The organism is Pseudomonas sp. EL_65y_Pfl1_R83 (genome assembly GCF_963970695.1).
In the GTDB taxonomy this organism is placed as follows: Bacteria; Pseudomonadota; Gammaproteobacteria; order Pseudomonadales; family Pseudomonadaceae; genus Aquipseudomonas; species Aquipseudomonas tritici.
Map to the genome: position 1 here is coordinate 385,106 of NZ_CAXAQI010000005.1, position 12,053 is coordinate 397,158.

Annotated in this window: 10 protein-coding genes; 9 read left to right on the forward strand and 1 reads right to left on the reverse strand. The window is 61.1% G+C overall.

Annotated features, from left to right (window positions below; genetic code table 11):
* Positions 1-24: 24 nt before the first annotated feature.
* The 8 genes from AACY08_RS10105 to AACY08_RS10140 all read left to right on the forward strand — a co-directional run bounded on the left by AACY08_RS10105 (position 25) and on the right by AACY08_RS10140 (position 8,976).
* Positions 25-642 (forward strand): NUDIX domain-containing protein, encoded by a 618-nt coding sequence (locus AACY08_RS10105; RefSeq protein WP_339469310.1) that lies wholly within the window; start codon positions 25-27, stop codon positions 640-642.
* Positions 633-1,082, forward strand: a complete 450-nt coding sequence (locus tag AACY08_RS10110) for a DUF1249 domain-containing protein (protein ID WP_339415632.1) — start codon at positions 633-635, stop codon at positions 1,080-1,082. The genes AACY08_RS10105 and AACY08_RS10110 overlap by 10 nt, the downstream gene beginning before the upstream one ends.
* Before the next feature lie 97 nt (positions 1,083-1,179).
* Positions 1,180-1,995: a 3',5'-cyclic-AMP phosphodiesterase gene (gene cpdA / locus AACY08_RS10115; RefSeq protein ID WP_339469302.1), complete on the forward strand. Its 816-nt coding sequence runs from the start codon at positions 1,180-1,182 to the stop codon at positions 1,993-1,995.
* Positions 1,996-2,198: 203 nt separating this feature from the next.
* The gene (locus AACY08_RS10120; protein WP_339415634.1) at positions 2,199-2,807 is read left to right on the forward strand and encodes a YqiA/YcfP family alpha/beta fold hydrolase; all 609 of its coding nucleotides are present in this window, start codon (positions 2,199-2,201) and stop codon (positions 2,805-2,807) included.
* Between the two features lie 44 nt (positions 2,808-2,851).
* Positions 2,852-4,756: a DNA topoisomerase IV subunit B gene (gene parE, locus AACY08_RS10125; protein WP_339469304.1), complete on the forward strand. Its 1,905-nt coding sequence runs from the start codon at positions 2,852-2,854 to the stop codon at positions 4,754-4,756.
* A complete protein-coding gene (locus AACY08_RS10130; RefSeq protein ID WP_339469305.1) occupies positions 4,756-5,751 on the forward strand; it encodes an esterase-like activity of phytase family protein in 996 nt (331 codons plus the stop codon). Before parE ends, AACY08_RS10130 begins: the two co-directional genes overlap by 1 nt.
* A gap of 73 nt (positions 5,752-5,824) precedes the next feature.
* Positions 5,825-8,089, forward strand: coding sequence for a DNA topoisomerase IV subunit A (parC, locus tag AACY08_RS10135; RefSeq protein WP_339415637.1), 2,265 nt, complete (start codon positions 5,825-5,827; stop codon positions 8,087-8,089).
* A gap of 176 nt (positions 8,090-8,265) precedes the next feature.
* Positions 8,266-8,976, forward strand: coding sequence for a PqiC family protein (locus tag AACY08_RS10140; RefSeq protein ID WP_339435810.1), 711 nt, complete (start codon positions 8,266-8,268; stop codon positions 8,974-8,976).
* Positions 8,977-9,049: 73 nt separating this feature from the next.
* Here AACY08_RS10140 and AACY08_RS10145 read toward each other — a convergent pair whose 3' ends face one another.
* Positions 9,050-10,555: an AhpA/YtjB family protein gene (locus AACY08_RS10145; RefSeq protein WP_339469307.1), complete on the reverse strand. Its 1,506-nt coding sequence runs from the start codon at positions 10,553-10,555 to the stop codon at positions 9,050-9,052.
* A gap of 133 nt (positions 10,556-10,688) precedes the next feature.
* Between AACY08_RS10145 and serB the strand changes: the two genes are divergently transcribed.
* A complete protein-coding gene (serB, locus tag AACY08_RS10150; RefSeq protein ID WP_027604912.1) occupies positions 10,689-11,903 on the forward strand; it encodes a phosphoserine phosphatase SerB in 1,215 nt (404 codons plus the stop codon).
* Positions 11,904-12,053 lie beyond the last annotated feature (150 nt).

A 12,053-nucleotide genomic window follows, 5' to 3' on the forward strand; every position in this document is an offset into this window, starting at 1 on the left:
TTGCACAGGCTAATGAGGAAGGATATGACGGACATTGCGAAATCGACGCCGAGCAAGATTGAAATTGTTCAGCGCGACAATGCTTTCAAGGGCTTCTACCAGCTCGACCGCCTGCAGCTGCGTCACGAGAAATTTGATGGTGGCATGAGCCGAGTGATCAATCGCGAGGTCTTTGTGCGCCATGATGCCGTGTGCGTATTGCCCTACGACCCGCAGCGCGACGAAGTGGTGTTGAACGAACAGTTTCGCGTCGGCGCCATGGGCCGTACCGGCAACCCCTGGCTGATCGAAATGGTCGCCGGCCTGATCGACAAGGACGAGCAACCGGAGGAGGTTGCACACCGCGAAGCCGAAGAGGAAGCTGGGCTGACGTTCTCTGCGTTGTGGCCGATCACCAAATATTTCCCTTCGCCCGGCGGCAGTACTGAATATGTGCACTTGTACCTGGGCCGTTGCGACAGCGCCGGTGTAGGCGGCGTCCATGGATTGGAAGAAGAAGCTGAAGATATCCGCGTCACCGTATGGGCTTTCGAAGATGCCCTGCAAGCGGTGCGTGACGGCAAAATTTCCAACGCAGCCAGCATCATCGCCCTGCAATGGCTTGCGCTTAATCGCGCGGAAGTGAGGGGGTTATGGCAGTAAAGGCACGGGAACGTTATCGAGTCGACCTGATCGGGCTGCAAGCCGCCTGCGAGGCCAACTATGCGCGGCTGATGCGCTTGCTCCCCGACATGCGCCACGCCCCTGCGGCTCGGCGCATCGGCGTGACCCATGGCGACCAGATGCTTGGCGTGCTGGCCCTGGACGTCATCGTCAACTGCCCGTACACCACCACCCTGCGCGTGCGCCAGGAACACAGCCTGCCATGGCTGCCGGTGCCGCAGCTGGAAGTGCAGGTCTACCATGATGCGCGCATGGCCGAAGTGATCAGCGCCGAACATGCGCGACGCTTTCGCAGCATCTATCCTTACCCCAACGTGTTCATGCACCAGCCCGATGAGAAAGCACAGCTCAATGTGTTCCTCGGTGAATGGTTGAGCCACTGCCTGGCCCTGGGCCATGAGTTCGAAGCTGTGCGGTAGATGTGAACTGCGTCCGCTTCATGGGTTTCCTCTTTGTGTCCTGCCCCAGCATAATCACGCCAAACGTCCATTCCTGTGATTGCCTTGGGAGAGCGCCTTGCCGAGCGTATCCACTGTGAGTCCTGATGCGCCAGCCTTGCTGGTGCAACTGTCCGACAGCCATTTGTTTGCCGAGGCCGATGGCACGCTGCTGGGCATGAATACCCGTGAAAGCCTGCAACGGGTGATCGAGCTGGTGCAAACGCAGCAGCCCCGGATTGATTTGGTGTTGGCCACGGGGGATTTGTCCCAGGACGGCACATTGCAGTCGTACCAGCAATTTCGCGACATGACCGCGCCCATCGGTGCCCCGGCCCGCTGGATTCCCGGTAATCACGACGAGCCGCAGATCATGGCCGACGCCGCCATGCACAGCGACTTGCTGGAGCCGGTGGTGGATATCGGTAACTGGCGCGTTACCTTGCTGGACTCGGCGGTACCCGGTTCGGTACCGGGCTATCTGCAAGACCAGCAACTGCAATTGCTCGCCCAGGCCCTGAGCGAAGCGCCGAATCGGCATCATCTGGTGTGCTTTCACCATCATCCGGTGCCTATCGGTTGCGCCTGGATGGAGCCCATTGGCCTGCGCAATCCCGATGCTTTATTTGCCGTGCTCGACCGTTTTCCACAGGTACGGGCGGTGCTCTGGGGCCATGTGCACCAGGAGATCGACCGCGATCGCAACGGCGTGCGGCTGTTGGCGTCGCCGTCCACTTGCATCCAGTTCGCGCCGGGCAGCGAGGATTTCAAGGTCAGCGAGCAGGCGCCGGGGTATCGCTGGTTGCGCTTGCATGCCGACGGACGGTTGGAAACGGGGGTGGAGCGGGTCCAGGATTTTGCATTTACCGTGGACTACGGCAGCAACGGCTATTAAAAGCGGTAAACGCTGATCAAAAATGTGTGCGGGCTTGCTCGCGAATGCGGTGTAACAGTCGACATCTGTATTTGCTGACCCAGCGCCTTCGCGAGCAAGCCCGCTCTCACATTGGTTCTGCAGCGGCTGGACGATAGGGGACTCACACACCACCCCGATCCCTGTAAACTGCGCCTCTTTGGCCACGTCACGGAGAGCCCGGCATGTCCGCTTCGATCCTGTATATCCACGGCTTCAACAGCGCGCCGGCGTCCAACAAGGCCAGCCAGTTGATCACCGTGATGGAGGCCATCGGCCTTTCCGGCCAGTTGCGGGTTCCGGCGCTGCATCACCATCCCCGTCAGGCGATTCCCCAGTTGGAAACCGCTATCGCTGAGCTGGGGCGGCCACTGCTGGTCGGCAGCTCACTCGGCGGCTACTATGCAACCCATCTTGCCGAACGCCATGGCCTCAAGGCGCTGCTGGTGAACCCTGCGGTCAGCCCCCATCGGATGTTCGACGGTTATTTGGGCACCCAAAAGAACCTCTACACCGACGAAACCTGGGAACTGACCCACGACCACGTGACGGCGCTGGCGGAGCTGGAAGTCCCGGCGCCCCAGGACGCCGCGCGTTATCAGGTGTGGTTGCAGACCGGGGACGAAACCCTGGACTATCGCCTCGCCCAACAGTATTACCGGGCCTGTGCCTTGCGCATCCAGGCCGGTGGCGACCATGGTTACCAGGGGTTCGCCCAGCAATTACCGGCGCTGCTGAGCTTTGCCGGGATTGGCGCAGATCAGTATCAATCCTTCGACTTTGCAGCACTGTAAAGTCGCAGGTCATTTTTTAATCGAACGACTCACGACGAGACCCCATGGCCACTCCCAGCGCTAGCTCTTATAACGCCGACGCCATCGAAGTCCTCTCGGGCCTCGACCCGGTGCGCAAACGCCCCGGCATGTACACCGACACCAGTCGGCCGAACCACCTTGCCCAGGAAGTTATCGACAACAGCGTCGACGAAGCCTTGGCGGGGCACGCCAAGTCGGTGCACGTCATTCTCCACGCTGACCACTCCCTGGAAGTGTCCGACGATGGTCGCGGCATGCCGGTGGACATTCACCCTGAAGAAGGCGTGTCGGGCGTCGAGCTGATCCTCACCAAGCTGCATGCTGGCGGCAAGTTCTCCAACAAGAACTACCAATTCTCCGGTGGCCTGCACGGTGTGGGTATTTCGGTGGTCAACGCCCTGTCGAACCACGTCCGGGTCAAGGTCAAGCGCGACGGCAACGAGTACGAGATGACCTTCGCCGATGGCTACAAAGCCACCGACCTGCAGGTGATCGGCACCGTTGGCAAGCGCAACACCGGCACCAGCGTGTACTTCGCGCCGGACCCGAAATACTTTGATTCGCCGAAGTTCTCCATCAGCCGCCTCAAGCACGTACTTAAAGCCAAGGCTGTTCTGTGCCCAGGCCTGCTGGTGACCTTTGAAGACAAAGGCACCGGCGAGAAGGTCGAGTGGCACTACGAAGACGGCCTGCGCTCCTACTTGGAAGATTCCGTCAGCGATTTCGAGCGCCTGCCTAACGAGCCGTTCTGCGGCAGCCTGGCCGGTAATAAAGAAGCCGTCGACTGGGCGCTGCTGTGGCTGCCGGAAGGTGGCGACAGCGTGCAGGAAAGCTACGTCAACCTGATCCCGACGGCCCAGGGCGGTACCCACGTCAACGGTTTGCGCCAAGGCCTGCTGGATGCCATGCGCGAATTCTGCGAGTACCGCAGCCTGCTGCCACGCGGCGTGAAGCTGGCGCCGGAAGACGTGTGGGAGCGCATTGCGTTCGTACTGTCGATGAAGATGCAGGAGCCGCAATTCTCCGGCCAGACCAAAGAGCGTCTGTCATCCCGTGAGGCGGCAGCGTTTGTCTCCGGTGTGGTCAAGGATGCATTCAGCCTGTGGCTCAACGAGCACCCTGAGCTGGGCCTGGCCCTGGCGGAACTGGCGATCAACAACGCCGGCCGTCGTCTCAAGGCCAGTAAAAAGGTCGAGCGCAAGCGCGTCACGGCGGGCCCGGCACTGCCGGGCAAGCTGGCCGATTGCGCGGGGCAGGACCCGATGCGCTCCGAGCTGTTCCTGGTGGAAGGTGACTCCGCCGGTGGTTCCGCCAAGCAAGCGCGGGACAAGGAGTTCCAGGCGATCCTGCCGTTGCGCGGCAAGATCCTTAATACCTGGGAAGTCGATGGCAGCGAAGTCCTGGCCAGCCAGGAAGTGCATAACATCGCCGTGGCCATCGGTGTCGACCCGGGCGCGGCCGATATCAGCCAGCTGCGCTACGGCAAGATCTGCATCCTCGCCGACGCCGACTCCGACGGCTTGCACATCGCCACGTTGCTGTGCGCGCTGTTCGTCCAGCACTTCCGCCCGTTGGTGGATGCCGGCCACGTCTACGTCGCCATGCCGCCGCTGTACCGTATCGACTTGGGCAAGGAGATTTACTACGCCCTGGACGAAGCCGAGCGCGATGGCATCCTCGACCGCCTGGTGGCCGAGAAGAAGCGCGGCAAGCCGCAGGTCACGCGATTCAAAGGCCTGGGTGAAATGAACCCACCGCAACTGCGCGAAACCACCATGGACCCGAACACTCGGCGCCTGGTGCAGTTGACCCTGGAAGACTATGCCGCCACGTCCGAAATGATGGACATGCTGCTGGCGAAGAAGCGCGCGCCGGACCGCAAGTCCTGGCTGGAATCCAAAGGCAACCTGGCCGAGGTGCTGGGCTGATGCGCACAGGTTTCGCCCTGGCGATCCTGATGTTGAGCGGGCTGGCGGCCACCAAGGTGGTCGCCGCGCCCGTTGCAGAGCTCAAGCTTCTCTCCGAACACCCAGTGGACGGCATGCGCGGCGGTAACCTGTCGGGCCTGGCCATCTGCGGTCACGAGCTGTGGGCAGTTTCCGACCGCGATGACGACCAGATCTACCGCCTGGACATCAGCGCACCGACCTGGCAAGCCGAGGTTGTGAAGATCGACGTGCCACCGGTGCCGGAATCCGGGTTGCCGTGGGGGTTGCGTTCGCGCACCAAGGCCGCCTCGTTCATTCGTGGCGGCGACCTGGATTTTGAAGGCATTGCCTGCGATGCCGTGGGTAATCGTTACATTGTCAGTGAAGCCCATGCGGCGGTGCTGCAAGTGCCAGTGACGGGCGCGCCTGAGTGGTTGAAGATCGCGCCGGGCATGGTGCGTGAAGCGCGAGCCAGCGGCATGTTGTTGCACTTTAATGCGTTATTCGAGGGGTTGGCGATCAATCCCGAGGGCAATCAGGTTTGGCTGGCAGCCGAGCGTGAAAGACGCGGCCTGATTTCGATCAAGCGTCCGCAAAGCTTATGGGACTGTGACGGCCCCTGTGTATTGTTGAGCCAGGCCGGCCAGGAAGTACAACCGGCGCAGTTCCCTAACGCCAAGGCGGTGTCCAAGGATTTCGCCGACCTGGCGCTGTTCAACGGCAAGCTGTTCACGCTGGAGCGCAATGCGTTCCAGATTTGCCGGCGTGATGCGGTCACGGCCAAGGTCGAGCGGTGCTGGTCGTTTGCCGACGAAACCCTGACGCCCGAGCGGCGTTATCCCCAGCCTTACGGCCTGGCTGAAGCCCTGGTGGTGGACGCAGAAGGTGCCTGGCTGGGCATCGACAACAATTTCGGCCCGCGTGCCGATGGTGAAAAGCGCCCCGTGGTCTATCGTTTCGCCGCCCCTGCCGGTGGTTGGAGCGCCCAGCCATGAACCGCTGTTTTTTTGAATTGACCCGGCGCAGCGGCAGTTCCGCTGCGCCTTACCCGACAATGATGAGGCCCGCATGAGTGACATCCTCGCAGACAGCTTAGATGGCGTAGAACGCCGGTCGCTGGCTGACTTCACCGAAAATGCCTACCTCAACTACTCCATGTACGTGATCATGGACCGTGCCTTGCCGCATATCGGCGACGGCCTGAAGCCCGTCCAACGGCGCATCATCTACGCCATGAGTGAGTTGGGCCTGGATGCCGATTCCAAGCACAAGAAGTCGGCGCGTACCGTCGGTGACGTGCTCGGTAAGTTCCACCCCCACGGCGATTCGGCGTGCTACGAAGCCATGGTGCTGATGGCCCAGCCGTTCAGCTACCGCTACACCCTGGTGGACGGCCAGGGTAACTGGGGTGCGCCGGATGATCCCAAGTCCTTTGCCGCCATGCGTTACACCGAGGCGCGCCTGTCGCGTTATTCGCAAGTGTTGCTCAGCGAGCTGGGCCAGGGCACTGCAGACTGGGGTCCGAACTTTGACGGTACCCTCGACGAACCGCTGGTGTTGCCGGCACGTTTGCCGAATATCCTGCTCAACGGCACCACCGGTATTGCGGTCGGCATGGCGACCGATGTGCCGCCGCACAACCTGCGCGAAGTTGCCACGGCCTGCGTGCGTTTGCTCGATGAGCCGAAAGCCACGGTCGAACAGCTCTGCGAGCATATCCAGGGCCCGGACTACCCGACCGAAGCGGAAATCATCACGCCGCGTGCCGACCTGCTGAAGATGTACGAAACCGGCAAAGGCTCGGTGCGCATGCGCGCCGTGTACCACATTGAAGACGGCGACATTATTGTCACCGCGCTGCCGCACCAGGTGTCGGGCGCCAAGGTGCTGGAGCAGATCGCCGCGTTGATGCAGGCGAAACCGTCGAAACTGCCGCAGGTTGCCGACCTGCGTGACGAGTCTGACCACGAAAACCCATGCCGCATCGTGATCATCCCGACCAATAGCCGGGTCGACCACGAAGTGCTGATGCAGCACCTGTTCGCCAGCACGGACCTGGAGTCGAGCTATCGGGTCAACGTCAACATCATTGGCCTGGATGGCAAGCCGCAGCTGAAAAACCTGCGCAATCTGCTGGTGGAATGGCTGGAATTCCGCGTCAACACTGTGCGCCGCCGCCTGCAATTCCGCCTGGATAAGGTCGAGCGCCGCCTGCACTTGTTGGACGGCTTGCTGATCGCCTACCTCAACCTGGATGAAGTGATCCACATCATCCGCACCGCCGAGCACCCGAAAGCCGAGTTGATCGCGCGTTTCGAGCTGAGCGAGATCCAGGCTGACTACATCCTCGACACCCGCTTGCGCCAGTTGGCGCGACTGGAAGAAATGAAGCTGCGCGACGAACAAGACGCGCTGCTCAAGGAACAAGCCAAGCTGCAAGCGCTGCTTGGCAGTGAAGCCAAGCTGAAGAAACTGGTGCGCAGCGAGCTGATCAAAGACGCCGAAACCTATGGCGACGACCGCCGTTCGCCGATCGTGCAACGCGCCGAAGCGAAGGCTCTGACAGAGACCGAGCTGCTGCCGAACGAGAAAATCACCGTCGTTCTGTCGGAAAAGGGTTGGGTTCGCTCTGCCAAGGGGCATGATATCGACGCCACTGGTTTGTCGTACAAGGCTGGCGACGGGTTCAAGACCGCTGCGGCCGGGCGTTCCAACCAGTTTGCGGTGTTTATCGATTCCACCGGGCGCAGTTATTCGGTGCCGGCCCACACCTTGCCATCCGCACGGGGGCAGGGCGAGCCGTTGACTGGGCGCCTTACACCGCCGCCTGGGGCGAATTTCGAGTGCGTGCTGCTGCCGGACGACGATGCGCTATACGTGATTGCGTCTGACGCGGGTTACGGTTTTGTGGTCAAGGGTGAAGACCTGCAGGCCAAGAACAAGGCGGGCAAGGCCCTGCTGAACCTGCCGAACAACGCCAAGGTGATCCTCCCGCGGCCGGTGGACGACCGCGAGAGCAACTGGCTGGCGTCGGTCACTACCGAAGGGCGCTTGCTGGTGTTCAAGATCAGCGACCTGCCGCAACTGGGTAAAGGCAAGGGCAACAAGATTATTGGTATCCCCGGCGAGCGGGTTGCCAGCCGCGAAGAGTACGTGACCGACATTGCTGTCATACCAGAAGGCTCCACGCTGGTGCTGCAAGCCGGTAAACGCACCCTGTCGCTGCGCCCTGACGACCTTGAACATTACAAGGGCGAGCGCGGTCGTCGTGGTAACAAATTGCCACGTGGCTTCCAGCGAGTGGATGCTTTATTGGTGGAAACGCCTGTTTAAGGCGGTTTAGAGCCCTCGATCTACGATTTAAAGCGTAGATCGACGCTTTGGCGCTGGAGTCATGGCGCATATTCACGGATGATATGGCCTTTCCAGCGCCGGCGTGGCCGAGCGTGTTTAGGTTATTTTTAGTATTACATTGTGGTTCGCCTTGTGGCAGCCACCTGGATGGGATGATGACTGCTCCACGCCTTCCTTTTATTTTCGTGCTCGCTGGCCTTTTGGGGTTGGCGGGTTGCAGCACACATCAGCCTGTGTCGCTGTACCAACTGGACAGCGGAAGTCCGGCTCAGCCAGCACAGAGCGCTGGCCTGGCCGTTTTGTTGGGGCCGGTGGTCGTAGCCGACTACCTGCAACGCGAAACACTGCTGCAACGTCAAAACGACGGCAGCCTGCGAGGTTCCACCGATGGTCGCTGGGCGGGCAGTTTGTCCTCCGACATCAGCCAATTGATGCTGCGCCAGGTGGCGGGGCATTTGGATAGCCAGCGTGTTGTACTCGCGCCTGCGCCCACCGGTTTTAGCCCGGATGTGCAGGTGTTGCTGACGATTACCCGGCTTGACTCTGGTACATCGCAACCGGCGATCCTCGATGCGCAATGGCGCTTGATCGACCGTCGTGGCCAGGTGCGCGATAACCGCATCGTGCATCTGCAGGAAGAACACGCCGGCACCACTGCGTCCCAGGTCCAGGCCCAGGGTGTGCTGCTGCAGCATCTGGCGCAGCAATTGTCGGTGGCGCTCAAGCCGTTGGCCAACCAGCCGCCGATCGCCGAGGCACCCCGCAAGCAAAGTGCCCCTGCACAGGCCAAACCGGCAGAGCCGCAGAAGCCGAAGATGCCGATGGCGGTGCCGATTCGTACAGATATGGAAGTGTTCAGGTTCTGATCTGAATCGCGCACAAACAAAAGGCCCGCTGACTCAGCGGGCCTTTTGTTTGTACACGATTTGACTGAGCGCGTTAGTTCTTGGTGCGGGTCTCGTGCATCCGCGCCAACTGCCGCTCCAGCATCGACGGATACGGCTCCATCAACCGCTCCACGCAGCTGGCGCCCTCTGGGCTGGCAATCGGGCGGATGCGTGCGCGTTGGCGGATCAGCGTGTCTTCGCTGATCTTGCGCTCCACCAGCAGCAAATTGCGGCTATGTTGCGACAAGGCCAAGGCGTCCTGGGCGATCTCGGTCAGCAACAGGTCGATCTGGCTCATGCCGAACAGGTCGTCGCCTACGGTCAGGCCCAGTTGCAATTGCAGGGTAATGCCGCTGTCAGCCACTTCGATTTGCAGGGCGTGGCCCAGGGCGCGCAGCAGTTCACCGCAGCAGATAGCGTTGGTCAGGTAGTCCTCGCCGCTGTCTTCGCTGTGGAACAACATCAGCGTGCTGCCATCGTTCAGGGTGTGCAGTTCGCTCTGGTACAGCGAAGCGGCCTGGTCGAGACAGTCACGGTAGCGTTCCAGCAATTCGGTCAGGCGCGCACGGGGCAGGCGACGCAGTTGGTCCTGCGCACCCAGTTGCACAGCCAGTACGGCGCTGTACTGGGGTTCCTTGCTCTTGATCGGGGCCGGTTTTGGCGCCATGGCCGGGGCGCTTGCCGAGGTGTCGCGCAGGTCGGCGAACGGGTCTTCGTCGTCCAGATCGTCTTCTTCAGCTTTGAACGCGCGGCGGGTGGCAGGCTTCAAGCCAGCTACCGGAGCGTCTTGCACTTCAAATTCGGGCTCGTCGTCGTAGTCCGTATCGTCGAACTCAGGCTCAGGTTCAACCTCACGCACTATCGGTTCCGGGGCGAAGCTGGCGTGCAGTTGGCGGGCCAGGTCGCCGATTTCATCCTGGCGATCAGTGGCCGGGGTGTTTTCATCGATGTCCCGCAGCCAGATGCGCAGTTGCATCAGCGGCGTAGAGATGTGCCGGCCCAGGCGCAGGCTCAACGCCAGGGCCAATGCCAGCAGGATCGCGCTGAGGATGCCCATGCTTTGCAGGCTGATGGTCATCGGCTGCTGGAATTGCTGCATGTCCAGGCTGATGCGCAGTTGGCCGGCCTTTACATCCTGAAACGTGATATTGCTCTGGTAGAGCCCTTCGGCTTCACCCAGCAGGCCGTTTTTCGGGCGTTGCCCCGCTTCGGCCATGATCCGGTTGTCCACGCTATAGATGGCCGCATGGGCCACCAGCGGGTTTTTGGTCAGGTTGTTGAGCAGCACGTTGAGGCTGAGGATGTCGTTGGACACCAGCAGCTCAGTCGCCGAGGTCGCGGTCTGGGTGGTCAGGCTCTCGCCCAGGGCGTCGGCTTGCTCGTGCATGGCCTGTTTGAACTGCAAACCCATCACGCAGGCGTAGATCACCAGGGCCAGGGCGACCAGGATCACGTTATGGCTGGCGATGCGTAATGCGATCGGTACACGGCGGTGGCGCAGTGCCCGGAAGATCAGCAGGAAGAAGTTATCGGGTTTTACTGGCGTGGGCCGGTTCACTTGCGCTCGGCTCTTGGTCCGTGAAGTTGACGCGCAGTATAGCGACAGCCCTAGGACCGGCAAAGCGCTGGCTGTGCCCGATGGTCACTGAAAGTGGGTAGAATGCGGTTTTTTTCCAGCCTGGGGGTGCGCCTTGCGCGAAATTGTCCTGATTAACATCACGGGGGAAGACCGCCCAGGTCTGACCGCAGCCATTACCGGTGTGCTGGCCCAGGGTGGTGTGAACATTCTCGACATCGGCCAAGCGGTCATCCACGACACCTTGTCGTTCGGCATTCTGGTTGAGATCCCGAGCACTGAACAGGCGTCATCGGTACTCAAGGACATCCTGTTTACGGCGTACAAGCTGGATCAACAGGTGCGTTTCACCCCAGTGTCCGAAGCCGATTACCAGCAGTGGGTGGCCGGCCAGGGCAAAAAGCGCCACATCGTGACCCTGTTGACCCGCAAGGTCACCGCTGAGCAATTGCAGCGTGTCAGCTCGATCACTGCGCAGTATGGTTTGAATATCGACCATATCGACCGTTTGTCGGGTCGCATGCCGCTGGACACGCCCGCTGACAAGGGCAAGGGCTGCATCGAGTTCTCCGTACGCGGTGAGCCAGCCGACCCGCAAGCTCTGCGCGCCGAGTTTCTCAGCGTGGCGCAGGAACTGAACGTGGATATCGCTTTCCAGGAAGACTCATTGTTCCGCCGCAACCGTCGCCTGGCGGTGTTCGACATGGATTCCACGCTGATCGAAGCCGAAGTTATCGACGAGTTGGCCAAGGCTGCTGGCGTCGGCGAGCAGGTGTCGGAAATTACCGAGCGCGCCATGGCCGGTGAACTCGACTTCCGCGCCAGCTTCAAGGAGCGCTTGGCGCTGCTCAAAGGTCTGGACGTCAGCGTGCTGGACTCCATCGGTGCGTCCCTGCGCCTGACCGAAGGCGCAGAAACCCTGTTCGCCGAACTCAAGCGCCTGGGCTACAAGACCGCCATCCTGTCGGGTGGCTTCACTTACTTCGCCAAGCAATTGCAGGCCAAGCTGGGCATCGACTACGTGTTCGCCAACGAGTTGGAAGTGGTGGATGGCAAGGTGACTGGCGTGGCCGTGGAGCCGATTGTCGACGCACAGCGCAAGGCAGATCTGCTGAAGGAGCTGGCTCACAAGGAAGGTTTGCGTCTGGAGCAGACCATTGCGGTGGGCGATGGGGCGAATGACTTGCCGATGCTGGCGATTGCCGGGTTAGGTGTGGCGTTCCGCGCCAAGCCGTTGGTGAAGCAGTCGGCGAAGCAGGCGATTTCGACCCTGGGGTTGGATGGGGTGTTGTATCTGCTGGGCTTCCGCGATCGCGACGGTCAGCTGTAACTGAATAAATGCGGTAGAAAATGTGGGAGGCCCCACTACATCTTCGACGTAGCGCTGTCGCGCATCAAACTGGTTCATCGTAAGGTTATAGAACGCGTGCGGGGCAAAGGCCGTAGCCAGCACTGGTGTGTCAGCACCCGAGTGGGAGAG